This window comes from Roseivirga pacifica, from assembly GCF_900111145.1.
GTDB lineage: Bacteria > Bacteroidota > Bacteroidia > Cytophagales > Cyclobacteriaceae > Roseivirga > Roseivirga pacifica.
Genome location: NZ_FOIR01000003.1, coordinates 402,019 through 426,906, shown reverse-complemented (window position 1 = coordinate 426,906; position 24,888 = coordinate 402,019). Strand labels below are relative to the sequence as shown.

Sequence of the window (24,888 nt, the reverse complement as noted above, 5' to 3'; positions counted from 1 at the left end):
CATTACGTTAGATTGAAAATTTTTATGCGGTCTTTAACGCAGAAGGCTGCTCCACGTAGCGTCCCTTTAGTTTACCTTTTTTGCGTGCTGCTTTTTTCTTCAGTTTGTTCACCCAAATTATGGTGCCTGTAACTGGTAAGCTCGTTGCAATTAAGCAGGTAATAAAATATAAGATTTTAGAGAAAGTACCGAATACATAGCCCATGTGTAGGGCCTTGATGGAACTGCCTACTCTTTCATTGAAAGGCTTTTCTGAGAAAATGGCCTTTTCTTCAACAGCACCAGTATAGCGGTTAATCGTAATATTATCTGTGCCAGAAGGGGCGAAGAAGCCTACTTTAGCCTTGTTAATAGCAATAGACGATGCATCTGCTGCTGGTATGGTGATGCGGTAGTTTCCGTCATAATCCAATACCTCAGTAGCTTTAGCCAGTGTTGCGTCTAGACTTAGTGCTTGCTGACCTTCGTACGATACTTCAGGTTTTTGCTCTTCTTGCGGAGCTCTTCTTGAACGATCAACGCCCAATACATTGTAAAGGCCGGTACGGTACCAGTCGAAAGACCATTGCAATCCGGTTAGGCCCATCACTAATAAGAAGATGCAAGAGTAGAAACCTAGCGCGTTGTGCAGGTCGTGATTAATACGTTTCCAATTGGCACTCCACTTAATTTTAAGGCCGTTTCTCCATGCCTTTACCTTTTGCGGGAACCATATAACCATTCCAGTAATGGTAAGCAGAACAAATATGATAGTGGCCCAACCAACTATAGGTCTACCAATGCTGGTGTCGAGCATTAGCCATCGGTGTAGCCTAAACATAACCATGAAAAACTCTGAGCTAGAGGTAGAAGTGTCTCCTAAAACGTCACCAGTATAAGGGTTGATTAAATAGTTGGTTCCTCTTCTCTCGCCTTCTTTTCTAATGCTAACGGTATAAGGACGCTTAGCATTTGCAGGGACAGATAGCGATGAAATGTTTTGTCCAGGAAATTCAGCCTGAGCGATTTCCAGTACTTCATCAGAACTTAATTTTTTACCGTTTTCAGGTATTTCTACAAAGAATTTATCTCTTTCAATAAATTCCTCAATCTCGGTGCGAAAGGTGTAAATAGTACCTGTAAGACAAACTACAAATAAGATTAAACCTGCGGCAATGCCCATCCATAAGTGGATGTCATTAAATACCTTTCGAACTTTTTTCCAGCTAGTTTTTGATTTCATGACTTAGTGATGGAAAGATATTAAATCGAATCTTTATTTAGACTTAGTTTAATTAAAAGTTCAAAAATAACACTAGTACTAGTGAGTGTCAATCACTAGTACTAGTGAAAATTGAGTGTAGCAAGTCTAAAGCTCTTGAAGTTCTTCGATAAAGCCAGCTGAGAGAATAGGGAAGCGACACCAGGTTCTTGGGTCTACATTAAACTCATCTAAATGAAATGCCGGGGCTAGGCGCTCTCTTTTCCACTGGTTACGGCTCCACAGTTTGTAGAACTTAATAATATGCGTTTTCAGTAGGTCGGCAGGCTCCAAATCTTCTTTTACAAGTAGTTCGAACACTTCCTTTGGAGAACGGTGGTCTTTAATGGCGAGTCTTTCTATCTCCACCATTATATGATAAGGCATCAAGTCATCCTCATCAGTTTGTTTTTGGTCTGAAGGACGTAATTCAGCAGTTGGAGGCAGCACATTGATAGGCGCTAAGCCGCTATAGCCGAGTTCTTTTTCCGCATAATGCAGCCATTGACGAATGTAATGCTTATCTACACTCGAAATAGGAGCCAAGCTACCGCTGGTGTCACCGTCCATTGTGGCATAACCAACATCTCCCTCGCTGCGGTTAGAAGTAGTCAGGAGCAATGTGTTTGTAATATTGGTTAGCATCCAAATGATTGGGCTGCGTGCTCTCGCTTGAATGTTTTGTAGGGCTAAATCGTCTTGCTCCCAAGTAAGCTTGCGTTCCAAAACGTCTTCAATTGTGTCTGTGTATGCTTTCACCGAATCATCAATCGTCCAGTTGTAAAACTTGGCACCAATTGACTCTGCCAATGTTTTCGCAGCATTCAGAGTGGTGTCCGATGAGTTAACCGTGCCTTGATAGGCCGTATTGAATAGTTTGCCTACAATTTCCTTCTCGGTCAAACCTTCCCAATCAGCGCGATTTATTTTAGACAGAAATGCTGTTTTGCCAATTTCCGAAACGCCCCTTCTTACCATTTCGGCTACCATTACAGCGCAGGTAGCTGAGTCTGCACCTCCGCTAAGGCTCAAAGTATAGCCATTGCTTCGGCTTTTTCTTAGGTAATCGTAAAGCGCTAGCGCTGCTGCTTGAGGGAATTCCTCTTCCTTCGGAATGACTGGAGCTACTTTCTCTGGGCTAGGTGCAATACTTTGGTCTGGTGCAATGTCAACCCAATCTACATGTACATCTTCAAAAGAGAGTAGTTCACTACGTAAGTGCATTTTACCATGTTGCGCAATCATGATCTCGCCATCATAGATCATTCTACCGGCTTCATTACCCAACAGGTTGGCGTAAACGTAGGTACATTCAAAAAATGCTGAAGAATTACTGATTAGATCATGTCTATCCCAAGTTTTACCCATTGCAAAATGGCTGGCGCTCGGATTAAGAATAAGGTTTACGCCTTTTTCAAAGAGTCTACAGGCAGGCCTATCTTTTCCGCGCCAGGCATCTTCACAAATCTCAAAGCCCAGCTTCCAGTCCTCAATATCGAATGTGATGTCGCCAATCGGGTAACTTTCTCCAAAGAGTTCAATTTCTTTTACCACACCAACTGGCCATGGGTTGAACCAACGTGGCTCATAATGCACGCCATCTAACGCCATGTATTGCTTGGCATAAACGCCCAATATTGCCTTGTTTTGAACTACTACTGAGCAGTTATACAGCTTTCCTTCATGCCGAATAGGTAGATTGAGTGTGGTAAGAATGCCTTCAGTTTCGGCAATAAGTGCTGGTAGAAACGACTTGGCCTTTTCGGGTAGCCATTCGCTTAAAAATAGGTCTTCGCAACCGTAGGCAGTTATGGCCAATTCTGGCAGGCAAAGGATTTCCACCTTGGCCTCTTTGGCAAGTTTAATTACTTGCTTAAGGTGTGCAATATTATTCGACCAGTCTAATGGAGTTTGGTTAACAGTAGCTCCGGCAATTCTATAGCTGCGCATTATTCAATTTCAAGCTTAATACAGGCTTCGCGAGCTGCGTCTTGTTCAGCCTTCTTTTTGCTTAAACCATGACCTTTGGCAATTGGTTCTTCATCTACAGTCACCTGCATAATGAATTCCTTAAAGTGCCCCTTGTCTATGGTTTGCAAGTGCTCGAATTTAGGCGTTTTTGCGTGCTTTTGAGTCCACTCAATTAGTTTACTCTTGTAGTTTTTTGTGGTAGCCAGAATCTCGTCTATATCATAGTGAGGTACCAACAACTTTTTGAGTACAAACTTACGGGCAAAGTTATAACCGCGGTCTATCAATATAGCGCCCACCATTGCTTCGAGCGTGTTGCCATAGAGCGATTTGTGCGAGTTTGGCGTTTTCCGCCTTCTATCGAATTTTACAATGTCCGGAATACCAATGGCACGTGCTACTCGGTTTAAAGAATCTCGGCTTACAATTCTTGACCTTACTTCGGTAAGAAAGCCTTCGTCTTTAAATGGATATTTTTTGAAGAGATATTCGGCAACTACCATTCCCAGAACAGCATCGCCCAAGTATTCAAGCCTTTCATTCGACTCTTTAAAACCCTTTTTTACCGATTTAGCCACCGACGTGTGCTGCACGGCAACGCGGTAGGGGCGTAAGTTTAAAGGCTTACTGCCCACCATCATTTTAATGGAAGCAATAAGCCTTTTATCTTCTTTAGAATAAGTCGTAAATATTGACCTGATACGGCTAAAGAACAACCGCACTATTAATCGATTTTACGGAAAACAACTGAAGTATTGTGTCCACCAAAACCAAAAGTATTACTCAATGCAGCGTTTACTTCTCTTTTCTGAGCCTTGTTGAACGTAAAGTTCAAACGAGGGTCGAAACGCTCATCGTCTGTAAAGTGGTTAATGGTAGGGGGTACCACCTGTTCCTTAATGGCCATTACACTGGCAATTGCCTCAATGGCTCCGGCAGCACCCAGCAGGTGGCCAGTCATTGATTTAGTGGAACTGATGTTCAAATTGTATGCGTGTTCTCCGAAGACTCTTTCAATCGCAATCACCTCACTTACATCACCCAAAGGTGTTGAAGTACCGTGTACGTTGATATAGTCTATTTCTTCTGGCTTCATTTGCGCATCTTCCAGCGCGTTCACCATTACGTTATGTGCGCCAAGCCCTTCTGGGTGTGGTGCAGTTATATGATGCGCATCGGCCGACATTCCACCGCCAACTACTTCAGCGTAGATTTTGGCGCCACGGGCTTTCGCATGTTCATATTCTTCAAGTATCAACGCTCCAGAACCTTCACCCAACACAAAACCATCGCGATCTTTATCAAAAGGTCTTGAAGCCGTTTCAGGAGAATCGTTACGCTCAGAAAGTGCTTTCATTGCGTTAAAACCTCCCATTCCTGCCTCAACTACAGAAGCCTCAGAACCACCAGTGATCATAACATTCGCCTTGCCTAATTTAATATAGGTCATGGCGTCAATCATGGCGTTGGTTGCCGAAGCACAAGCTGAAACAGTTACGAAATTTGGTCCGTGAAAACCGTATTTGATCGAGATCATTCCAGCAGAAATGTCCGCGATCATTTTTGGTATAAAGAAAGGGTTGAAGCGAGGAGTTCCGTCACCCTGTGAGAATGAAGAAACTTCTTCCTGGAAAGTTCTAAGGCCCCCAATTCCAGACCCCCAAATTACACCTGCTTTCTCGCGGTTAAGTTTCTCTAGGTCTAAACCAGAGTCCTTAATCGCTTCTTCAGACGAAATCATTGCATACTGCGTAAAGAGATCCATTTTGCGCACCTCTTTTCTGTCGAAGTAGTTTAATGGATCGTAATCCTTTACTTCGCATGCAAACTTGGTCTTGAATTTTTCGGGATCGAACCTTGTGATTGGTCCAGCACCACTTACACCCTTCAACAAGTTGGACCAGTAGGTCTCAAGATTGTTTCCTAAAGGTGTAAGTGCGCCAAGGCCTGTTACTACAACTCTTTTTAATTGCATATACGAGTCGTAAGGTGGTAATTATTGTTGTACGTTTGCTTCTAGGTATGAGATGGCATCGCCAACAGTTGCAATGTTCTCTGCTTGGTCGTCTGGAATAGAGATATTGAATTCCTTCTCGAATTCCATGATCAACTCAACAGTGTCAAGAGAATCAGCTCCTAGATCGTTCGTAAAGCTAGCTTCAGGAGTAACTTCAGAATCTTCAACACCTAACTTGTCGATGATGATACTCTTAACTTTTGATGCAATTTCTGACATTTTGGATAAATTTTAGTTAAAACTCGCTGCAAAGAAATGCAATTTAACAATAATGTCAAACATATTTTTTAATCTTGTCCTGCACCTCAGAGTGGCCATTTTGAGTGTTTTTTGGAGGAAAAATGGGAAAGAACAAGCTACAGATAACATACGATTTCAACTTTACTTTAATAGCCTTAACTGTAAACCTTAAACCTTACCGCTTAGCATGGTTTTTAAATGAAAAGTTAGACTTTTCTCTCGCCAAGCAAGAAAACATAGTGTTGGAGTTTGCCGCTAATAAAAAACTGGCCATTGTTAACTACGAGCATAAAACAGAATACCGTACTTTTAAACTATTAAAGAATAGGGCCGAAGAGGGGACTGAACTGTTCAATGCCTACCTATTGCCCGAACTCAAGAATTTTGACTATTTTTTACTTTTGGAAAACGAATCCAGTACTTTCGATGAGAACGTTTTCCTAAACAAAATCAAAGAAATACCTTTCGTGCAATTTGCAATGAAAGTAGATTTGGATTCGCTAAAATCCAGAGACAACCTAATATTCTAACATGACTCACTTTAAGAACCGAAATCACGCGAAAATTGTCGCAACTGTTGGGCCTGCTAGCCAGTCCAAAGAGGTTTTAACCGAACTTGTGAAAGCGGGTGTAAACGTTTTCCGTCTAAATTTTTCTCATGGAGATCACGCTACTCACCAGGGCGTAATTCAAAGAATTAGAGAAGTAAACAAAGAACTGGGTAGCCACGTGGCTATTTTGCAAGACTTGCAAGGGCCAAAAATCCGTGTTGAAACGGTAAAGGATAATGGCGTTGAAATAGTAGAAGGACAAGACCTAATTATAAGCACAGAACAGTGCGAGGGAACCTCTGAGCGAGTGAGTACATCGTACCAGCAGTTTGCAGACGATGTTAATGTTGGCGACACCGTATTGATTGACGATGGAAACCTTGAGCTATTTGTTAAAGAGATTAAGGGTACCGATGTGGTGTGTGAGGTTAAGTATGGTGGTATACTTAAATCTCGTAAGGGTATTAACCTACCATTTACTAAGGTTTCGGCACCAGCTTTAACCGAAAAAGACAAAGAGGATTTAACCTTTGGTATCTCTCAGGATGTTGACTGGGTGGCGTTGTCTTTTGTAAGAACTGGACAGGATATTTTAGATATTAAGAAAAGAATTGCCGATGCTGGTAAGGATATCCGCGTAGTTGCCAAGATTGAAAAGCCTGAGGCACTTCAGAATATCGATGATATTATTGCTGCGTCTGATGCGCTAATGGTAGCACGTGGAGACCTTGGTGTTGAGATTGTGATGGAAGAAGTTCCTATGGCTCAGAAAATGATGGTGGACAAGTGTAACAAGGCTGCCAAGCCTGTGATTATTGCTACCCAAATGATGGAGAGCATGATCAAGAATCCTCGTCCTACAAGAGCTGAAACTAATGACGTTGCCAATGCTGTATTGGATGGTGCTGATGCAATGATGCTTAGTGCTGAAACGGCAGCAGGAAGCTACCCAATTGAGGCTGTACTGAGCATGGCTAAAACCATTGCTGCAGTTGAAGGTTCTGCGAATATTTATGATAAATTTCATATGCCTCACGAGGGCAGCGATACCTACTTGAACGATAATGTGATGTTAGCTGCTTGTAAGTTGAGTAGCCAAGTGAATGGTAAGGCGGTAATTGGTAATACAGTATCTGGTTATACGGCTTTCAAGCTTTCTTCTCACAGACCTCACGCGGGTATCTTTATTTTTACTCCAAATGAGCAAATGCTTACTAAGCTTAGTTTGGTGTGGGGAGTTAGAGGTTTCTTCTTCGATAAAAGGGAGTCTACAGATGCTACTTTTAAAGACCAAGAAGAGATTTTGAAGAAGCATGGTTACATTGAAGCTGGTGATGTATTTATCACTACAGCTAGTATGCCATTGAAAGAAATGGGTAGAACCAATACAATGAAGCTAAACGTGGCCGATTAATTCGGCCCTTTAGGCACCACCAGTAGTACGTTTTCTTTGTCGACAACAACTTGTCCTGCTGGGCTGCCTTTTCTTTTGCGAACAAATTTTGCACTTGTATATATAACCGGCACTAAACTGTCGGTTTTTCTTTTTGAATAGTACGCTGCTATTTCGGCCACTCTTTCGAGCGTGTGCTTGGCAATGCTTTTGCCGGCTTGGTGCTTAATAAGTACGTGTGACCCAGGGCAGTCTTTGGCGTGCAACCAAACGTCTTCTTTATAAGAAAGCTTTAGCGTGAGTTGGTCATTCGATTTGGCGTTTTTACCAACCCAAACTTTAAAGCCGTCAACTTCGAAAGCTTTATAGGGTTTTATTTCCTCTTTGTCAGGTATTACCGCTTCGTTCTTTATTAACTTTCTAAGTGCCCTAAGGTCATCTGTTTGAGCTACGGTTTCAGCCTGTTCGTACAGTTTGAGTAACTTTTCTTCCTTTTCGGCAAGGTTCTTTTCTAGTGTCTCTAATTCTATTTTTCGGTTTTTCGCTTTGCGATAGTAACGCTCTGCATTCTTTTGTGGGCTCAAATCCTTTTTTAAGGGAATGGTCACTTGCTTGTTGTTGTAGAAGTTGAATAGTGTTGTGCTAGTGCTTCCTGTTGGTATGGCATGCATGTTGGCCATGATAATGTCAGCAAGTTGGTTCGGAGCAGTACCTGTTTTTAGTTGTTCAAGCTTTTGCGAGGTCTTTTTACAATAGTTCTCTCCCTTTTTAATCTCAGCTTTTATTAGTTTTTGCGCTTCTGCCTTTTCATGCTGTAGGTAGTAGTGCCTTGTGAAGTACCTGAAGTATGTGTTGAGCGCATCAATAGGCGAGGAGCCGAGTACTTCAAGCTCAAAGCCTTTTAACGGAAGCAGACTGAAGATGAATTTACCTTCTTTCTTTAGGAGTAAGAAGTCATCTTGTTCCAACTTGCTTAGTGTATTTTTAATTAGTTGCCATTGTGCGCTTTTATCTATTTCATGAAAATTATGCTCATTTAAGTACGCGGTGACTTCCTTTCCGAAAGTTGGAAATACTTGACTGAGCTGCTCAGAACTAAGAAAAGCTTCCTTTGACTGATCTATCTCACGGTCTAAAGTTGCTAGCTCCAATTCATAATCTTTGGCCAGTTTATTTCTAAATAGCTCGTGTACTTGTTGGTCTTTAAACAGAACGATATTTCCGCGGTTGCCATGTAGTTTAAAAAGCAAGGTGTGACCGTTGCTAAAGTGCAGGGCAAATGCGCGCTCATTTAAGAATTGCTCAAGACCAGTGACTGATTGCTCCCTTAGTGAGGTAAAAAGCTCAGCTGTGTTTTTTCTGCTTTTATGAAATTCCTTGGGAAAGGAGAGGGTGGATAGCTCAGGCAACAGTGTGCAACGTATGTAGAAGGGTTGACCGTTTGATAATTTGAGTGCAATTATTAGTTCGTTTTTGCTTTGGGTAAAGCTTTCTATCCATCTAGCACCTTCAAGTTTAGGGGCTAACTGCGCTGTTAACCTTTTTAGTGTGTAGTAATTGAATAGCATTAGAGCGCTATTTTAAGTCCATCAAAAGCTATGGCAATGTTTTCTGGTAGCATTTTCTCGACATCACGCTGCTTGCCCATTTTATGGCTTAAGTGTGTAAGGTAGGTTTGCTCGGCTCCTACTTTCTGAGCAAAGTCTATGGCTTCTTCAAGCGTGAGATGGCTAATATGAGGTGTTTGTTGCAGGGCATTTACTACAAGCGCTTTTACTCCATTCAGCTTTTCAAATTCCTCATCGCTAATGGACTTCATGTCGGTAATGTAGGCGAAGTCTCCAATGCGGTAGCCAAAAACTGGCAGCTTATAGTGAAGTACTTCAATGGGGGTGACTTTTATTCCCTCGACTATGAAGTCTTCATTCTTAATTTCATGAACTTCCACACGAGGCACCCCCGGGTATTTAGATGCCGCAAAAACGTACGCATATTCTTGCTTCAGTTGATCCAGTACCTGTTTTCTAGCATAAACAGGCATGTCTCTCTCTTGTAGAAAGTTAAAAGACCGAATGTCATCCATTCCAGCTGTATGGTCTTTGTGCTCGTGGGTGAAAAGCAGCGCATCAAGACTTGAAATACCTTCTCTAAGCACTTGTTGTCTGAAGTCGGGGCCGGAATCTATTATAAAGCTACGGTTGTCTATTGCAATATGAATGCTAGCACGTAGCCTTTTATCCCTAAAGTCTAATGATTTACAAACTGCACAATTACAGCCTATTACTGGTACACCTTGAGAGGTTCCGGATCCTAAAATTGTTACAATCAAAGCTCGAGCGATGTTTGCGACAATTCTACTAAAAGTTTAGCGTTTTTCTCAGTCAGTTTGCTTTTATCAAGCTCTATGGATTTAAGAATATCAATCAAACAACTGATTTTTCCCTCGGTAGTGTAGTATTTATTAACGATGGCTATTTTGGTGTCGTTAAGCAGACAATAGCCCGATTTGAAGTTTCCTTTTTCGTAGCGTAATACATAGTCAGACTCTGCAAAAATATCTTCAAGTTTGCCAAGAAACTGCTTTGTATAACGTATAGTCATAGGCCTAGTTAGTGTATTTTTTTACCAGCTCTATTAGCTTATCGTAGTTAAGTGGTTTTTGCATGTAATCGTTCATTCCGGCATCTATAAAATCACTTTCGGGCAAGTTCTTAGCATTGCCAGAAATGCCAATAATTGGAATGTTAGCATTTTTTGAGTTGCTAGCGCGAATAATTCGTGTGGCTTCTAGTCCATCTACATGCGGTAGATTAATATCCATGATAATTAAGTCGAAGTCCTCTTTTTCAAAGATATCAAGCACTTTTTGCCCGTCTTTGGCAGAAGTAATCTTGCAGTTTTCAAAAAGTAAAATCTTCTTTAAAAGATTTTGAATAACCGAGCTGTCTTCCGCAACAAGTACTTTCTTATAGCTATCGTTAGTCATCGTTTCTGTTTAGTTGAGTCTTGAATGCTTCGAATGAAGCGTACGCATTACTTTTAAAAGCCTCGAAGTTATCCGAAAAATTTTGAAATTGCTCATTTTTTAATTTCGCTTCAAGAACGGCAGATAGCTTGGATAAACGGTAGAATCCTAACGAAGCTGCATTTCCCTTAATAGTATGTAAAATACGGATTATTGATGAGAAGTCATCTTTATTTGTGAGTAAATCAATATTATTTAAGAATATTTTAGTCTCATCTATAAAATCTACTACTAGTTTTTTGTACTCGTTTTCGGTTAAATATTTTTTTAAATCTTCAATAATATCTAGGTCAAACTCGCTGTAATCGGGTTTTTTGTTTGTATAAACTTGTAATGTTTGCTTGTCGGGGCTGAGCCAATTACCTACAACTGTTCTTATAGTGTTGGGGGGAAGTGGTTTTGCCAAAAAATCGCTAAAACCTTCATTTATAAATTTGTCTCGATCTTCATTTCCTGAAAAGGCAGTGATTGCCAAAATGGGAATTGATACATTTTTATCTCTTAGCACCTTCATGCACTCCATGCCGTCCATCACTGGCATCTGAATGTCCATAAGTATCAGGTCGGCTGCGGTAGTATTAAATTGCTCTAAAGCTTCAATACCATTTTCGGCCTCGGTAAGGTCGTAGTCTTTCAGAACGGTTTTTAAATATTTGCGATTTACCGCATTATCATCCACAATTAGAACTCTCTTCTTCAATGCCGGCAATGGTTGGTCTTATTCAATAATAATATTTTTACTTTAGTTTTGGGGCAATGAGAAAGAAAAAGCTCTTGGTTTCAGTGGTTGGTCCTACGGCAGTAGGCAAAACAGCGGTTACAATTGATTTAGCAAATGCTTTTGACTCCGAAATTATTTCGGCCGATTCGCGCCAGTTTTACCGCGAAATGGAGCTAGGTACAGCTAAGCCGAGCGCTGAAGAACTGAGTCTGGCACCTCACCACTTTATTAATACACTTTCGGTTACGCAAGAATATTCGGTGGGGCAATTTGAAAAGGATGCCATTTCATTGCTCGATGAGCTTTTTCAAAAGCATGAGGTTGTTTTTATGGCGGGTGGTTCTGGCTTATTTGTAGATGCCGTATGTAACGGGCTCGATAAATTCCCTGAGATCGATCCAGCCATACGCGAAAAATTGAACGAGACTTATGCGGCTAAAGGCATTGCTCACCTTCAAAGTTTATTAAAGGAAAGAGACCCAACTTACTATGTACAGGTCGATGTTCAGAATCCGCAAAGGTTAATTAGAGCACTTGAGGTAATTGAAAGCACTGGTGAGCCATTTTCTTCTTTCAGGAGACAACAAGCTGCAGATCGGCCGTTCGAGGTGCTGCGCATTGGCTTGGAAATGGACAGAGAGAAGCTCTACGAACGCATAGATATGCGTATGGACTTAATGATTGCAGCTGGCCTTTTTGAAGAAGCAGAAAGATTGTATCAGTATCGTTCCTTAAATGCGTTACAAACCGTTGGGTACAAAGAGATTTTTGGCTACTTAGATGGTGAATACGACAAGGAAGAAGCCGTTCGTTTGCTCAAACGTAACTCAAGGCGTTATGCTAAGCGTCAGCTTACCTGGTTTAGGCGAAATGAATCTGTGCATTGGTTTAGCCCAAACCAAGTAGCGGAAATAAAGGCTTTAATTTCGGAAGAGCTAGAACTGCTTAAAACCAAAAACTGAAGCTACCGCACTGGCAGGTGCCTTGCCAATCATTCTGTTGTAATCGCCAGCGTAGTTTTTAAGCTGCTTCATTAACTGCTCTTGTGTGCTGTTGGCTTTCTGTAAGTCAGCTTTTAAGCTTTCATCGGTTAAGCCTGTTAAGCCTTGGTTAATTACGTCAATAAGTTCCTCTTCTTTTTTATAGCTCTGAAACCTATCGGTAGAAGTTCTTTTTAATTGTGCAGCGGCATCTGCTAAGCTAGCGTTTTCGTTTTGTGCATCGTAAGCAAGAATTGCTTGCTTGCGCTGCGTGGCATTGGCGGCCATTTGATCGATTACTTGCGTGAGTCTGGCTTTCCTTGGCTTAATTAAATTGTAGGTGTAAATGCTGTAAATAATGATTAGCCCAAGCAGTGCAACGAAAATTGGAATGAATCCCATGAGTTTTAAAATTTGAGTTTGACCTTAAAAGTCATCGAATTAAAATTTTTTTAACCTTTTTTGCAAATAGCCAAACACCTTGCGCAAACTTAGCATGACAGAAGGAGAAAAAGTGCTTGTTGTAACTTACTACTGGCCGCCTAGTGGAGGGGCTGGCGTACAGCGTTGGCTAAAGTTCACCAAGTACCTCCCTGAGTTCGGTTACGACCCTATCGTATTTACCCCTGAAAACCCCAGTTTCGATTTAGTGGATGAAAGCTTATTGAAGGATGTTTCGCCCAAAGTAGATGTGCTGAAATTTCCGATATGGGAGCCATATCAACTCTTTAAAAAGCTCACGGGAACCAAGGAAGTTAAACAAGGCCAAATATTAGAAGAAGGGAAGAAGAGTTTAGTAAAGAGAGTGTCTATTTGGTTGAGAGGAAACTTATTTGTGCCTGATCCACGTGTGTTTTGGGTAAAGCCATCGGTTGATTATTTGGCTGGTATAATTGAATCAAATGGCATAAAAAAGATCATTACTACTGGCCCACCGCATAGTGTTCACCTAATTGGAATGAAGCTTAAAATGAAGCAGCCGAGCCTGACTTGGTTGGCCGATTTTAGAGATCCGTGGACAGAGTGGGATATTATGCGCCAGTTTAATATTATGCCCTTTAGGTGGAAGAAACACCAAAAACTGGAACAGCAGGTATTAAAAGTTGCCGATGCAGTACTAGCAACCGGTAAAACGGCTGCTGAGGATTTTAAGCGGCTAGGTGCTAGAAGGGTTTATGCCATTACTAATGGTTATGATGAGGAGGATGTTTCAACGCTAAAGGCGGAAAAACCGGATAAGTTTACTTTGGCACATGTGGGCATGGTAAATGAAAAGCGCAACCCGGTTAACCTCTTTGAATCGTTGGAGGAGCTGCTAGTCGCAGATGAACTAAGCGATGATGTTGAACTGCAGCTTACAGGTATTCTGAGTCCGACTGTTTTACAGACGCTTGAGCAATACCCAAGCCTTAAGAAAATTGTAAAGCTAAAGGATTCTATTCCGCATAAAGAAGTGCATCAGGTTTACGCTGCAGCAAGTTTGTTGCTCTTGCTTCAAACAGATACGCAAGAGGCACATTCACAATTGCCGGGTAAGCTTTTCGAGTACTTGGCGGCAAAGCGGCCGGTGCTGGCTTTAGGTGCAACCGATAGTGATGTGGCTGAAATTCTGGATGAAACTTCCGCTGGCAAAATGCTGGCTTACCAAGATAAGGCTGCCATTAAATCATTTGTACTTTACGAATACAAAAACTGGAAAAGTGAAACTTCTCGCTGGCAGTTTAAGGGTGTCGAAAAGTTCAGTAGAAGACAGTTAACCAAATCACTTGTTGAGATTTTAAAGGCTCATTAGAACTTACCTTCTCAGCTTCAAGAATTCCAGTCCTTTTTTAAACAGGCCATTGATCTCTTCAGATACTTTGAAGCTGATTATGAGCGCCAAGAAGACCGTAGCAATAATTGTGGATCGAACCAATAGATCTACTAGTGGTGCCCCAATAAGGGGGATAGTTTCGTTTAAAAAGTAGGTCGCTGCAATAATGGCAATGGCTTTTAGCGTAGCAAAGTCAAATGGTTGCAAGCCAAACTTTATCCATACAAAAAAGTACTTGGTGAGATTGAAGCCTAACATGGCCAATAAAGAAGCCAATGCTGCACCTTGGATTCCCATGGTTGGAATGAGAAGGGAGTTCAAGCCAATTGTGGCCAAAGCTAATAGGGTTACGGCCAGTACATTGAACCTGAAATACTTCGACATTACAATGATCTCGCCATTGGCGCCAAAGATCATATCCGAAAGTTTACCAAGCCCAATAAATAGTACTACGTAAAACCCGTTTTTGTAAACCTCTCCGTTCGGTACAAAATGGTAGATGTTTTCAAGGTTTGCCCAAATGCCGAGCAGCAGTAGTGCGCCAATAATCAGCTGATTGATGGATGTTTGACGGTAAAGTTTCTCAACCGCCTCCATGTCGTTCTTTTTAAAGGACTGCGACATCAGGCTCAAACTCAGTTGAGAGATGGCCCGTTTTGGCATTTCTATAACAGTGCCTATGAAGAAAGCGATTGTGTAAATACCGGTTGCCTCAAGCCCCAGCTCCCCACTCACCATTATACTATCAATCTGCAGTATGATTTGTGTGCCACCAGCACCCAATAAGGCATATAGGCCAAAGTTTAAAATTTGCTTAGCAAGAGGGGAGTTCAGAAAACCGAATTGAAAGGAAAGCTGAGCTTCTTTTTTTATGACTAGTCTTGCTAAAAGCGCTAGGGTAACAAGCCCATAAACAAGTATAAAGCTCCAAGTAAGCTGTTCAAAAGTCAGTAAATCGAAAGCATACAGGAGCACGAACAGCATGGTGAGTATGCGAATACCGATGTCGCGCAAAAAGGTTGGTAGAGTTATGCTCAGGAGGCTGCGGCAATAAGCTTCCAGTACTTGAAAAATCACCAAGAAAAAGGTGACCATTAGGGTGAGCTGAAAGTATTCTACAAATAGTGATGATTCTTGTGCAAAGTAATTGACTATTTGGGTTTGGAATAAGATTGATAATCCAGCGATAAGTAGAAAACCAACCGTACTACCGAGCAGCATAAGGGTGAGAAACCCTTTTTCTTTTTTAAGCGTAGGATAAAATTTCACCAGGCTAGAGGCTAGCCCAATTTGTCCAAAAGTAGCCAATAGGTAAGCACTGCTTTGAATAAGGCGAAACAAGCCAATTTGGTCGGCCGATAGAAAATATGGGTAGAGCCAAAGTACATTAATGTAGCCTATAGCCACTCCTAAATAGGAGAAGATAGAAGACCGAATACTTTGTTTTATTATGATGCCCAATGTCGAACTTTGTGAGCGAAGGTAATATATTTAAGCATCTTATTGATTTTCATGAGTAGAAGCATTTATGTCATTTTTTTGATTTGCATTTCAAAAATGCTAAACGGTCAGGCTGTTGATTTAAAAAGTGGGATGACTGTCAGTTTGAACTTTAACTCAAATGTAGAAGATATTTCAGGGGCTAATAATCATGGGGTGTTGAACGATACTTTCTATAGGAAAGATAGATTTGATAACTGTGAATTTGCGTTAGGCTTTGATGAATATTTACAACTGGCAACCATTAGTGAATCTGCATTTCAATCATTGAACGATTTCTCTGTAGCCTTGTGGATTAAAAATGAAACCAATGGCTTCGCTACGGTAATGAGTGTGGCTAATTCATTAAGAGATAATGAGTTCAATATAAACATACTCTCAGATGGTAGGATTGCCTCCAATGTATACAACTGGCCTAATGTTCCTGGTATTAGGATAGAGGGGTCAGAAAGCATAAATGATGGTAATTGGCATCATGTTGTTATTACCAGAAAAGGTTCGGATGGAGAAACAGCTATCTACGTTGATGGGAGGCTGGATATAAAGGGGGCTATGCCTCTTGGTGTAATTGAAGTAGGGGGAAATGGCTTTGTTTTGGGTAATGATCAGGATTGTCTGGCTGGATGTTATTCTGCTAACCAACAGTTCTTTGGTGCTATTGATGATCTAAGGGTATATAATAGGCTAGTTAATCAGGATGAAATAGAGGCGTTGTTTCAGTTCAAGGATGGTGAGATAAATAATTCGCCAATGGGTTCTTACAAAAGCATGAAAGTATGTACTGATCAGGTTGAATTGTCTATTGGAAGGAATTTTGATACATATAGTTGGAACACTGGTAGCCAGTCGTCATCAATTGTTGTAAATAGTTCGGGAAGATATGTGGTGACGGGTAATGTAAAAGACTGTGTATTTTCTGACACCACTGATGTGATTTTAAATAGTCTGCCAAGTTTAAGCATAGTTTCGGATAGTGATAATCTAAAGTGTAAAGAGTCGATACTTATTGAGGCCACTGAAGGGTTTGATAGTTACGAGTGGCAAGACGGTACTTTAGGAAGAGTTTATTCTGCAACCATGCCTGGAGTATACTCCGTTACTGGCTATGCTAGTTGCGGAGAGCGTGTGTCTAATACAGTTGAAATTGTTCGTTCGGATGATTTGACTCTAGAGTTGTTTGCGACAAAACTTGAAATATCTTGTAAAGAAGTTTCGATTATAAGCGCAACTTCTGGTTTTACGAGCTACAAATGGTCAAATGGAGAAACAGGCTCCTCGATAGAAGTAGATAAGTCTGGTGTTTTTGAAGTAGTGGTTACAGATGAATGCGGGACGGAGTTTGTCGAGCAAATTGAGATTTTTGAAACTGCTGAGCCAAATCTAGAATTGAGTTATTCCAAACTTAAACTCTCTTGTGGTGAGACAATAAATGTTTCGGCTTCAGATGGTTTTAGGGAATATAAATGGTCTAACGGAAGCCTGGGTAAGGATTTGGTTATTGACTCTCCTGGAAGATACACTTTAACAGCAATAAGTGATTGCAATGTTGTATTAGAGGAGTCAATTAATGTAATTAGTGAAACGGATATAACTTACTTTATTCCAAATACATTTACTCCAAATAATGACGGGGTGAATGAGACTTTTGAAATTGATTATAGACTTGTTGGTAGTACTTTAAATATTTACAATCGATGGGGTAAAAAGCTGTACTCTAAAGATAGTTATCAGAATAATTGGAAGGCTGAAGGTCTCGAATCTTCCAACTATTATTATCAGATTACATCAGATTGTTTAGACTTCCCGATTAAAGGTTGGGTGAAAGTTCTTCGTTGAGTTAAAACTTAGGCTCTTGAAGCTTCAACCAAGTAATACCTTGGTGTAATTGTTCTTAATAATGGTCTAATTCCAATTTTACCAACCGGACTACTCCATTTAATAGCCCTGTCAACTTTCCAGCCAGACTTTTCCAACAACCAATCAAACTGCCAATCTTCAAACTCGTGAAAGTGCTGATCCCAACGATCCTTTTTGTTGCGGTAAGCTTTGGCAAACCAAAGATCCAATGGCACAGAGGCGTAAAGTTTAGGAGCTTCTACAGCTTTGAGAATTCCCATTGGGTTGATGAGGTGTTCCAATACCTCGAACATTGTTACTGCATCGTAGCCTTCTTTGCCAATAATTTCTGGTTGTTCATCAAAGTCAACACCGTAAGCGTTATCAACGTAGTAACCTGAGTTTTTTAGGTGTGTACCCATTTCATTTGGTGTACCTAAATCAAGTAGCTTAGCTCCATCAGGAAGGGTCTCTTTTAAAAAACTAATGGTCTTTTCAAATCTTATTTTTTCCGACTTATTCATTCAGCAAGTTCGAGTATAGTTCTGTTAAATTTAGGCTATCGTGTTCCCAGTTGGCCTTTCCGTTGGTTGTGCTTTCTTTTCCGTTTTGTCCAAGCTGCGCGCAAAGCTCTTTTTTGGTTAATAGAGTTTCAATCTTACGAGCTGCATCTTCGGCATTGTTGGCTTCAAAAACCAGCCCCGAATTTAACTCATTTACAACCCTTTTCAATGGTGGAGCATCACTTACTAATACAGGTTTTCCAACCATCATTCCTTGGTAAAGCTTGTGCGGTATGGTGTTATCTGTATGTCCATTGCGTTTGTGCGGAATCAGGTTTACATCGGCAAACTTCATGTAAGAAAAGAATTTTTCGAAGGGTTGATAGCCGTTAAATCTAATCATAGATTCAACACCAAGTGCCTTGGCCATATTTTTCAAAGACTGTTCGCTGTTACCGGATAGCTTTCCTGTGATTTCCAACCTTAGATGCTTGTATTCCTTTAAATATTGAAGAGATTCTACGATAGTATCTACCCCCCTGTGAGGGCCAACGTTTCCAGTGTAGGCCAGGATGAAGTTGTTTGTCCTGTCATAAACCTCTGAAAATAGCTTTTGGTTAAGAAAGTCTTGGGCTTCGGAGTTGGTTACCACACAGACTTTTTTTGAGTCGATACCGTGCACTTCTTTCAGCCTGTCTTTCATTTCTTCTACCACCACAACAACACGATTTACTTGCTCGCAAACCTTTTTTTCATACCTCATCCACTTGTTGTAGTCAAAGAAGATGTTGTTTTTAAGCCTAATTATGGGGTTGGCTTTCCACTGAAACCATACTTTCAGAGCCTCTGGGTAATTTTCATGAAAATCGGCTATCACCTTAATCGAGCGGTCGGTAGATTTGAGCTTTAAAGCGGTTTTGGTTAAAGGTAAATCGTGAACGTGAATAGCGTCAAAGTTTTCCTTTTCATGAAGTGTTTTTAGTTTCTGCAGAAAACGGGGCTGTACAAAGTTGAAAGCAACGAGTAGTATGTCCCATATGCCTCTCCAAAAAAATGTCTGAGCAAAGCTTAAGCGATGCACAAAAATTCCGTTGATTTGTTCTTGACTGGCTTCTCCTGTTCTAGCAAGGCAAATAAGGTGAATTTCAAATCCTGCTTTTATTAATGCTGATGTTTCTTTGGACACCCTAATGTCATTAGGGTAGAACTCGTGCAACAGCATGCAGATTTTTTTGCTCATGACCTCAAATTTAGAACTCAATCTTTGATAATGTGTGTGAGTCAGCGTTTTTTACGAAAAAATCAATTTATGCATTTAACTATCATTGCTGGCGCGAGACCAAACTTTGTAAAAATAGCTCCAATCATTCATGCTATAAGTCACCATAATGATCAGGGTGCTGCTAAAATTGATTTTTGTTTGGTGCACACAGGTCAGCATTATGATGAAAAGATGAGTGGCTCATTTTTTAAGGATCTGAACATTCCATTGCCCGATGTAAACCTCAATGTTGGATCTCATTCGCATGCTGAGCAAACCGCCAAAATTATGGTGGCCTTTGAAAAGCACTTAATGAATCAATCCACGGACTGTGTTTTGGTGGTTGGCGATGTTAACTCGACCATGGCCTGCGCTATTGTTGCAAAAAAGCTTGGGGTAAAAGTGGTTCATGTGGAGGGAGGACTTAGATCGAGAGACATGCGGATGCCCGAAGAGATTAACCGATTATTGACTGACTCCATAACTGATTACTTCTTTACCACCAGTGCGCTGGCCGACACAAACTTGTTGAATGAAGGAGTGACAGCAGACAGGATATTTATGGTGGGCAACACCATGATCGATAGCTTGGTTAATTCCTTGGATAAAGCTGTAATGCCCAAGGTAGAGCATGATATAGCAACTGCCGAGTATATTTTGTTAACACTCCATAGGCCTTCTAATGTGGATGATGCTCACAAGCTTGAGACACTCATTGAAACAATCGATAGGATTGCATCGGGTGTAAAAGTGCTCTTTCCCATTCATCCGCGAACGGCTTCTAAACTGACTAATATTGAGCGGTTTGACAATATTGAGTTTTTGTCTCCGCTGCCTTATTTGGAGTTTTTGTACCTAATGAAAAATGCCAAGGCCGTGGTTACCGATTCAGGTGGTATTCAGGAGGAAACAACCTATCTGAAAGTGCCTTGTTTAACTTTAAGGGAAAATACCGAACGCCCAGAAACCATTGAAATAGGTAGTAACCAGTTAATTGGCAATGATTTAGTCGCATTGGAGAAATCGCTAACCGCAATACTTTCTGGTAACTGGAAGAAGGGTGAAGTGCCTCCTTTATGGGATGGCAACGCCTCAAAAAGAATCGTTGATCATTTGGCTCAACTTTTTAACTAACCCTTATTTTTTTCTTAAGCTAACTGCTACGCTACCAATAAAAAGCAACAATACAAGGATTGAAAATATCCACATCACCACCGTACCCGTAGTGTAGATCTTAGGTGCAAAGTTGAACTCAATTGTATGGTTGCCTGCAGGAATTTCGAGTGCTCTTAAAATGTAGTTGGCACGTTTCATTTCTGCTGGTTCTCCATCAATAGTTACCTCAAAACCTTTAGGGTAGTGTACTTCAGAGAATACCGCAAAACCTGCCTCTGAATTGTTCGATTCGTATTTCCAGTAGCCTGGGTGATAATCAGTTAAAGTGATGGTGCCATTTGCACTAGTAGCTGTGCTTTCTGGTACTTCATTACTGTTTACAACTGCGATGTTTTTCGTGTCTGTTAGCTTTTGTGTTTCGTTGAATTCGCCATCGGCATCGTTCACAAAAACTAGATCATTTACAAACCAAGCCGAACCATTTGCTCCATTATTTACTAAAGCACCTTGTGGCGAATTTGGATTGATAATGAAGAACTTGGTGTTCAGCATATTCAAGATTGGAATACCGGTCAGTTGTCTCTGTCCTTGCTGAATCTGTTGAGTAGCAGCTTGTACTTCTGGTAAAATCGCATTGTCAATTAGCTCTTGATATCTTCTTACCCTGGCACCATGATATCCACTGATTAAGTGGTGGAAATACGAAGATTGTGCATCGTAAAATTGGCGCGTAAGATCCGCAACCCGGTCGCCTTCCGTTTTATTGGCTAATATGTACTGATCGGCTTGCGAGGCCACGTAGTTTTGTGCACGAGATTGATTGACATAGTTGGCATCAGAAATGAATCGACTGCTAACTAAAAGCACATCTGCAAGGCCAATAACCACCAAGATAGTCAAGCCAACGAACTTGGAAACTTTATCATTTAGGTAGAGCCAAAGCATAATAGCAAATGCAGCAATAAAGGCAAAAGCTCTAAGCGCATCCATTCTGAATATATACTTTCTGTCGCTATGAATGGCGTCAATTAACGTCTCAGGTAGTTGAGCATCAAAGCCCGACCTAAAGCTGAACATTCCGGCTCCAATGGCTAGTAAAAGAGCCAGACCTGCCGTACTGCCAAGGGCAATGTAAAACTTCTTTTGAATGGCTTTGTCTAGTTTGGTTTGAAGTAGTTTTTCTAACCCAAGGGAACCCAGCAAGGCAATACTGAATATTGGCATTACAATGGTAAATGTTACTGATCGGAACTTGTTGTAGCCCGGAAAGTAATCGAACATTAGGTTATTGAACCATGCCATATTTCTGCCATAACTCAACATTATGCCCAATACAGCTACCGCAACTAGCCAGATTACATAGCGCTTTTCTACAAAAAGAATTCCCACTACAAAAAGGAAAACCATAATGGCTCCGGCATAATAAGTAGTGGCAGATTCCTTACCCCAATAGGTAGGAATTCCCCTTAAGTACTGTTGCTGTTGCGCTCCTGTTACTTGACTGCGCGTGAGGGCTTCTGCGAGTGCTTTGTTAGCTGGGAATGGACCGTTTCCGCCCAATGCATTAGGTATAAAAAGCGTAAATGGATCCCAGGTGCCGTTAGAATATTGGAAAGCATAGGTAGGTGAAAGCCCATCTGCATTCATTTCGTCATCTACTTGTTGGCTAAGTTCAGAAGCACCCCTGTTTGAGTATTTACCATATTCGTAGGTGGCATAAAACTCACCAAAGAAGGTGCCTACCGCAAGTGTTCCGGCCAATGCTAGCATAGCTGCTTTGGTGGCGAAGGGTTTTAACTCATTGCTTTTATAGGCATGAATGGCCTGTAAGATGAGGTAAATGCCAATGATAAAGGCAAGGTAATAGGTGATTTGAAGGTGATTTACACGCAACTGCATGGCCAATGCAAGTGCGGTTAGGCTAAAGCCCAAAAGTTTATTTCGGTTTAAACAAAGGTGAATACCACCCATAACCAATGGCATAAACGAAACCGCTGATATTCGTGCATTGTGCCCAGCCGTTAGGCCGATAATGTTGTAACTGGATAAACCGAATGCTACAGCGCCAATTAACGCTACATATGGCCTCACTTTAAAGCAAAGCAGCATAATGTAAAACGAAAGCATGGCTACAAAAATAATTCTTACAGGGTGGGGTAGGCCTAGGGCAAAAATAGCGTGAGTGGTTTTAATCAGCTCATTTCCCCACTTAACGCTAATTAAGTAGGCGGGCATTCCACCAAAAATGGAGTTGGTCCATAAACCTTCTTCTCCCGTTTGTTCGCGATACTCAATCAGTTCCTGTGCACTGGCTCTCCATTGTGTAATATCGCCTTGACTTAAGGATTGGTTGCCAAAAAATATTGGTTGAAAGAAAAGTACAGTAATGGCTAAAAAAACAATAATGGCTACCAAGTGAGGTAGAACATCTTTTTTGAACTGAATTGGCTTCATAAAGCTGGTTTTCCGAATGCAAATGCCAATATGGATATTAGGTGCGTCTTAAGAAAGGGAAGACTTGTTTTTTCCTTTCAATGCACAGAAAAATGGCTATTTTTGCAACCCAAAATATACAGGCCAATTATGTTTGAAAGTTTAAGCGGAAAGTTAGATAAAGCCTTTAAGACCCTGAAGGGTCAGGGTACTATTACTGAGATAAACGTTGCAACTACAGCTAAGGAAATTAGAAGAGCCTTGGTGGATGCCGATGTTAACTACAAGGTAGCCAAAGATGTAACCGATAAAATCAAAGACGAAGCTTTAGGCCGAAACGTTTTGGTTTCTGTTTCTCCTGGTCAATTATTCGTTAAAATCACCAACGAAGAGCTTACCCGTTTAATGGGCGGGGAGAAGAAGGATATCAACATTGGTGGTGACCCAGCAGTGATTCTGATTTCCGGTTTGCAGGGTTCGGGTAAAACTACCTTCTCTGGTAAGTTGGCAAGAATGCTCAAGTCGCAAGGTCGCCAGGTGTTGCTTACTGCCTGTGATATTTATCGTCCGGCTGCGATTGACCAGTTGAAAGTTTTGGGTGAGCAAATTGGCGTAGATGTTTACGCTGAGCCTGAAAACAAAAACGCAATTGAGATTGCAAACAATGCGCTTAAGCATGCTAAGGCTACTGGTAAGAAGATTGTAATTGTCGATACGGCAGGTCGTTTGGCGGTAGACGAGCAAATGATGCAAGAGATTGAGTCTTTGAAGAATGCCGTTAAGCCTTCGGAGACCCTCTTTGTAGTAGATTCAATGACTGGTCAGGATGCTGTGAATACGGCCAAGACCTTTAATGATAGATTAGATTTTGACGGTGTAGTACTTACCAAACTCGATGGTGATACCCGAGGTGGTGCTGCCCTTTCTATTCGTTCCGTAGTTGAAAAACCAATCAAGTTCATCTCTACTGGTGAGAAGATGGAAGCGATTGATGTTTTTTACCCAGATCGTATGGCGAACAGAATCCTTGGTATGGGTGATGTGGTTTCTCTTGTTGAGAAGGCGCAAGAGGCCTTTGACGAGGAGGAGTCGCGTAAGCTGAACAAGAAGATCCGTCAAAACAAGTTCGATTTCGATGACTTCTTATCTCAGCTTGAGCAAATTAAGAAGATGGGTAACGTTAAGGACCTGTTGGGCATGATCCCTGGTATGGGTAAGGCTTTGAAGGGCATTGATATCGATGATGATTCATTTAAGCCGATAGAAGCGATTATCCGTTCTATGACATTGAATGAGCGAGCTAATCCAGAAATTATTGATGGTAGCCGTAGAAAGCGAATTGCCGATGGTTCGGGTACTTCTATTCAGCAAGTAAACAACCTGATGAAGCAATTTAGCGATATGCGTAAAATGATGAAGGCCATGAACAAAATGGGTGGAGGCAAGCGCGCAATGGCCAACTTGGCCGGAATGACCGGTAGAAAGAGATAAGATTAATTATCGAGAGCATATAAAAAACGTCCTTCTTAATCCGGTTAAGAAGGACGTTTCTTTTTTATTCTTGGCTTAATTCTGAAGCTGGTTTGGCAACTAGTCCTCTAGATTCTTTGTAAGACTCCCATTTGACCCAAGCCATTTGATGGTCAAAGTCTTTGGTTTGGAATGTGAGCTTGTATTGCTGCCGACTGTCATCAAAGAGCATTGCTTCTTTATTACTAAGGCTATCGGCTTGTTTGTTCACCAAGTATTCAATGTCAAGGTCTTCTCTAATCCATTTTAGTCTGTAGTAATCTAAGTTTTCGTTAATCCGCTTTTTACCGTTTTGGGTTACCAAAACCTCTTCGTTCTCCAGTAGCTTTTTGTTGCGGTAGTTGCTTACAAAAATCTTTGCTTTACCATACCGGCCCAAAAACTCACTCGATTTATCCTCAATTAAATATGCCTGAATCTTCACTAAAAGGCTGTCGATAAAATAAAGGTTGATATCATTTATGAAGTACGATTCGGCTAAGTAGTCAAGTCTGTCGAGCCTATAAATGGTAAAATCATCGGTGTAGAACTCCCCATAGTGCTTAAAAGCACTTAGGTCGATATTGCTGATGTGTTCATTTAGTCTTAATGAGGAGAACTGGAACTGATGGTCTGGTAAATCACCATGCACCACCATGCGCGGTTGGCGCTCGGGTTCTTCCACAATTGGGGCTGCTATTTTGTCTTCCTCCTTTTTTGGAGGAGTACAGGCTTGAACAATAATTATTAGGCTAAGTAGGGCTAAGAGTTTCTTCACT

Annotated in this window: 23 protein-coding genes; 7 read left to right on the top strand and 16 right to left on the bottom strand. The window is 41.1% G+C overall.

Translation table 11 applies throughout. The annotated features are described in order from the left end of the window. Positions 1-22: 22 nt before the first annotated feature. From BMW98_RS16990 to BMW98_RS16970, 5 genes are all read right to left on the bottom strand, one after another. Positions 23-1,222, bottom strand: coding sequence for a PepSY-associated TM helix domain-containing protein (locus BMW98_RS16990; protein ID WP_090260116.1), 1,200 nt, complete (start codon positions 1,220-1,222; stop codon positions 23-25). A 126-nt stretch (positions 1,223-1,348) separates the two neighbouring features. Next, on the bottom strand, positions 1,349-3,190 hold the full coding sequence (gene nadE, locus BMW98_RS16985; protein ID WP_090260114.1) for an NAD(+) synthase: 1,842 nt from the start codon (positions 3,188-3,190) through the stop codon (positions 1,349-1,351). Further along, the gene (gene rnc / locus BMW98_RS16980) at positions 3,190-3,933 is read right to left on the bottom strand and encodes a ribonuclease III (RefSeq protein WP_252936301.1); all 744 of its coding nucleotides are present in this window, start codon (positions 3,931-3,933) and stop codon (positions 3,190-3,192) included. Before rnc ends, nadE begins: the two co-directional genes overlap by 1 nt. A 2-nt stretch (positions 3,934-3,935) precedes the next feature. Further along, entirely contained in the window at positions 3,936-5,186 is a 1,251-nt protein-coding gene (gene fabF, locus BMW98_RS16975; protein WP_090260112.1) for a beta-ketoacyl-ACP synthase II, read from the bottom strand. Between the two features lie 21 nt (positions 5,187-5,207). Further along, positions 5,208-5,447 carry an acyl carrier protein gene (locus BMW98_RS16970; RefSeq protein WP_090260110.1) on the bottom strand — a complete coding sequence of 80 codons (240 nt, stop codon included), beginning with the start codon at positions 5,445-5,447 and terminating at the stop codon, positions 5,208-5,210. A gap of 122 nt (positions 5,448-5,569) precedes the next feature. Between BMW98_RS16970 and BMW98_RS16965 the strand changes: the two genes are divergently transcribed. Together BMW98_RS16965 and pyk are read left to right on the top strand one after the other, a co-directional pair. After that, positions 5,570-5,998: an IPExxxVDY family protein gene (locus BMW98_RS16965; protein WP_090260108.1), complete on the top strand. Its 429-nt coding sequence runs from the start codon at positions 5,570-5,572 to the stop codon at positions 5,996-5,998. Position 5,999: 1 nt separating this feature from the next. Further along, positions 6,000-7,433, top strand: a complete 1,434-nt coding sequence (gene pyk / locus BMW98_RS16960) for a pyruvate kinase (RefSeq protein WP_090260106.1) — start codon at positions 6,000-6,002, stop codon at positions 7,431-7,433. Here pyk and BMW98_RS16955 read toward each other — a convergent pair. From BMW98_RS16955 to BMW98_RS16935, 5 genes are read right to left on the bottom strand one after another with little or no spacing between them, the layout of a single operon-like run. Beyond that, entirely contained in the window at positions 7,430-8,980 is a 1,551-nt protein-coding gene (locus BMW98_RS16955; RefSeq protein ID WP_090260104.1) for an NFACT RNA binding domain-containing protein, read from the bottom strand. The genes pyk and BMW98_RS16955 overlap by 4 nt on opposite strands. Beyond that, complete coding sequence (locus BMW98_RS16950; protein WP_090260103.1) at positions 8,980-9,741, bottom strand: MBL fold metallo-hydrolase; 762 nt, start codon at positions 9,739-9,741, stop codon at positions 8,980-8,982. The genes BMW98_RS16955 and BMW98_RS16950 overlap by 1 nt, the downstream gene beginning before the upstream one ends. After that, entirely contained in the window at positions 9,738-10,013 is a 276-nt protein-coding gene (locus tag BMW98_RS16945) for a hypothetical protein (RefSeq protein ID WP_090260101.1), read from the bottom strand. The genes BMW98_RS16950 and BMW98_RS16945 overlap by 4 nt, the downstream gene beginning before the upstream one ends. A gap of 4 nt (positions 10,014-10,017) precedes the next feature. Beyond that, positions 10,018-10,398, bottom strand: coding sequence for a response regulator (locus BMW98_RS16940; RefSeq protein WP_090260099.1), 381 nt, complete (start codon positions 10,396-10,398; stop codon positions 10,018-10,020). After that, on the bottom strand, positions 10,391-11,137 hold the full coding sequence (locus BMW98_RS16935; RefSeq protein ID WP_162844602.1) for a response regulator: 747 nt from the start codon (positions 11,135-11,137) through the stop codon (positions 10,391-10,393). The genes BMW98_RS16940 and BMW98_RS16935 overlap by 8 nt, the downstream gene beginning before the upstream one ends. Before the next feature lie 56 nt (positions 11,138-11,193). Here BMW98_RS16935 and miaA point away from each other — a divergent pair, with 56 nt between their 5' ends. After that, positions 11,194-12,120 carry a tRNA (adenosine(37)-N6)-dimethylallyltransferase MiaA gene (miaA, locus tag BMW98_RS16930; RefSeq protein ID WP_090260095.1) on the top strand — a complete coding sequence of 309 codons (927 nt, stop codon included), beginning with the start codon at positions 11,194-11,196 and terminating at the stop codon, positions 12,118-12,120. On the opposite strand, the gene BMW98_RS16925 is transcribed toward miaA, so the two are convergent. Beyond that, on the bottom strand, positions 12,094-12,540 hold the full coding sequence (locus BMW98_RS16925; protein ID WP_090260093.1) for a hypothetical protein: 447 nt from the start codon (positions 12,538-12,540) through the stop codon (positions 12,094-12,096). The genes miaA and BMW98_RS16925 overlap by 27 nt on opposite strands. Positions 12,541-12,634: 94 nt before the next feature. On the opposite strand from BMW98_RS16925, the gene BMW98_RS16920 reads away from it, so the two are divergent. Then, complete coding sequence (locus tag BMW98_RS16920) at positions 12,635-13,930, top strand: glycosyltransferase family protein (protein ID WP_090260091.1); 1,296 nt, start codon at positions 12,635-12,637, stop codon at positions 13,928-13,930. Positions 13,931-13,933: 3 nt separating this feature from the next. On the opposite strand, the gene BMW98_RS16915 is transcribed toward BMW98_RS16920, so the two are convergent. Next, complete coding sequence (locus BMW98_RS16915; RefSeq protein WP_139177632.1) at positions 13,934-15,412, bottom strand: lipopolysaccharide biosynthesis protein; 1,479 nt, start codon at positions 15,410-15,412, stop codon at positions 13,934-13,936. 51 nt (positions 15,413-15,463) lie between these two features. On the opposite strand from BMW98_RS16915, the gene BMW98_RS16910 reads away from it, so the two are divergent. Next, on the top strand, positions 15,464-17,287 hold the full coding sequence (locus BMW98_RS16910; RefSeq protein ID WP_090260088.1) for a LamG-like jellyroll fold domain-containing protein: 1,824 nt from the start codon (positions 15,464-15,466) through the stop codon (positions 17,285-17,287). Positions 17,288-17,295: 8 nt separating this feature from the next. On the opposite strand, the gene BMW98_RS16905 is transcribed toward BMW98_RS16910, so the two are convergent. Both BMW98_RS16905 and BMW98_RS16900 read right to left on the bottom strand, forming a co-directional pair. Further along, positions 17,296-17,811 carry a methyltransferase domain-containing protein gene (locus tag BMW98_RS16905; protein ID WP_090260086.1) on the bottom strand — a complete coding sequence of 172 codons (516 nt, stop codon included), beginning with the start codon at positions 17,809-17,811 and terminating at the stop codon, positions 17,296-17,298. Continuing rightward, a complete protein-coding gene (locus tag BMW98_RS16900; protein ID WP_090260084.1) occupies positions 17,804-19,030 on the bottom strand; it encodes a glycosyltransferase family 4 protein in 1,227 nt (408 codons plus the stop codon). The genes BMW98_RS16905 and BMW98_RS16900 overlap by 8 nt, the downstream gene beginning before the upstream one ends. Before the next feature lie 69 nt (positions 19,031-19,099). Between BMW98_RS16900 and wecB the strand changes: the two genes are divergently transcribed. After that, a complete protein-coding gene (gene wecB / locus BMW98_RS16895; protein ID WP_090260082.1) occupies positions 19,100-20,185 on the top strand; it encodes a non-hydrolyzing UDP-N-acetylglucosamine 2-epimerase in 1,086 nt (361 codons plus the stop codon). A 3-nt stretch (positions 20,186-20,188) separates the two neighbouring features. On the opposite strand, the gene BMW98_RS16890 is transcribed toward wecB, so the two are convergent. Beyond that, positions 20,189-22,621, bottom strand: a complete 2,433-nt coding sequence (locus BMW98_RS16890) for a YfhO family protein (RefSeq protein WP_090260080.1) — start codon at positions 22,619-22,621, stop codon at positions 20,189-20,191. Between the two features lie 129 nt (positions 22,622-22,750). Here BMW98_RS16890 and ffh point away from each other — a divergent pair, with 129 nt between their 5' ends. After that, entirely contained in the window at positions 22,751-24,091 is a 1,341-nt protein-coding gene (gene ffh / locus BMW98_RS16885) for a signal recognition particle protein (protein WP_090260078.1), read from the top strand. 64 nt (positions 24,092-24,155) lie between these two features. Here the strand turns inward: ffh and BMW98_RS16880 are convergent, their stop codons facing one another. Further along, entirely contained in the window at positions 24,156-24,887 is a 732-nt protein-coding gene (locus BMW98_RS16880; protein WP_090260076.1) for a hypothetical protein, read from the bottom strand. Between the last annotated feature and the right edge of the window lies 1 nt (position 24,888).

Bases quoted from the DNA above. Each gene is read 5' to 3' on its own strand.
- ffh (WP_090260078.1), top strand. From the start codon at position 22,751: ATGTTTGAAAGTTTAAGCGGAAAGTTAGATAAAGCCTTTAAGACCCTG.
- fabF (WP_090260112.1), bottom strand. From the start codon at position 5,186: ATGCAATTAAAAAGAGTTGTAGTAACAGGCCTTGGCGCACTTACACCT.
- BMW98_RS16970 (WP_090260110.1), bottom strand. From the start codon at position 5,447: ATGTCAGAAATTGCATCAAAAGTTAAGAGTATCATCATCGACAAGTTA.
- wecB (WP_090260082.1), top strand. From the start codon at position 19,100: ATGCATTTAACTATCATTGCTGGCGCGAGACCAAACTTTGTAAAAATA.
- BMW98_RS16955 (WP_090260104.1), bottom strand. From the start codon at position 8,980: ATGCTATTCAATTACTACACACTAAAAAGGTTAACAGCGCAGTTAGCC.
- BMW98_RS16945 (WP_090260101.1), bottom strand. From the start codon at position 10,013: ATGACTATACGTTATACAAAGCAGTTTCTTGGCAAACTTGAAGATATT.
- BMW98_RS16920 (WP_090260091.1), top strand. From the start codon at position 12,635: ATGACAGAAGGAGAAAAAGTGCTTGTTGTAACTTACTACTGGCCGCCT.
- pyk (WP_090260106.1), top strand. From the start codon at position 6,000: ATGACTCACTTTAAGAACCGAAATCACGCGAAAATTGTCGCAACTGTT.
- BMW98_RS16925 (WP_090260093.1), bottom strand. From the start codon at position 12,540: ATGGGATTCATTCCAATTTTCGTTGCACTGCTTGGGCTAATCATTATT.
- BMW98_RS16940 (WP_090260099.1), bottom strand. From the start codon at position 10,398: ATGACTAACGATAGCTATAAGAAAGTACTTGTTGCGGAAGACAGCTCG.
- BMW98_RS16910 (WP_090260088.1), top strand. From the start codon at position 15,464: ATGAGTAGAAGCATTTATGTCATTTTTTTGATTTGCATTTCAAAAATG.
- BMW98_RS16900 (WP_090260084.1), bottom strand. From the start codon at position 19,030: ATGAGCAAAAAAATCTGCATGCTGTTGCACGAGTTCTACCCTAATGAC.
- BMW98_RS16890 (WP_090260080.1), bottom strand. From the start codon at position 22,621: ATGAAGCCAATTCAGTTCAAAAAAGATGTTCTACCTCACTTGGTAGCC.
- nadE (WP_090260114.1), bottom strand. From the start codon at position 3,190: ATGCGCAGCTATAGAATTGCCGGAGCTACTGTTAACCAAACTCCATTA.
- BMW98_RS16905 (WP_090260086.1), bottom strand. From the start codon at position 17,811: ATGAATAAGTCGGAAAAAATAAGATTTGAAAAGACCATTAGTTTTTTA.
- BMW98_RS16990 (WP_090260116.1), bottom strand. From the start codon at position 1,222: ATGAAATCAAAAACTAGCTGGAAAAAAGTTCGAAAGGTATTTAATGAC.
- miaA (WP_090260095.1), top strand. From the start codon at position 11,194: ATGAGAAAGAAAAAGCTCTTGGTTTCAGTGGTTGGTCCTACGGCAGTA.
- BMW98_RS16965 (WP_090260108.1), top strand. From the start codon at position 5,570: ATGGGAAAGAACAAGCTACAGATAACATACGATTTCAACTTTACTTTA.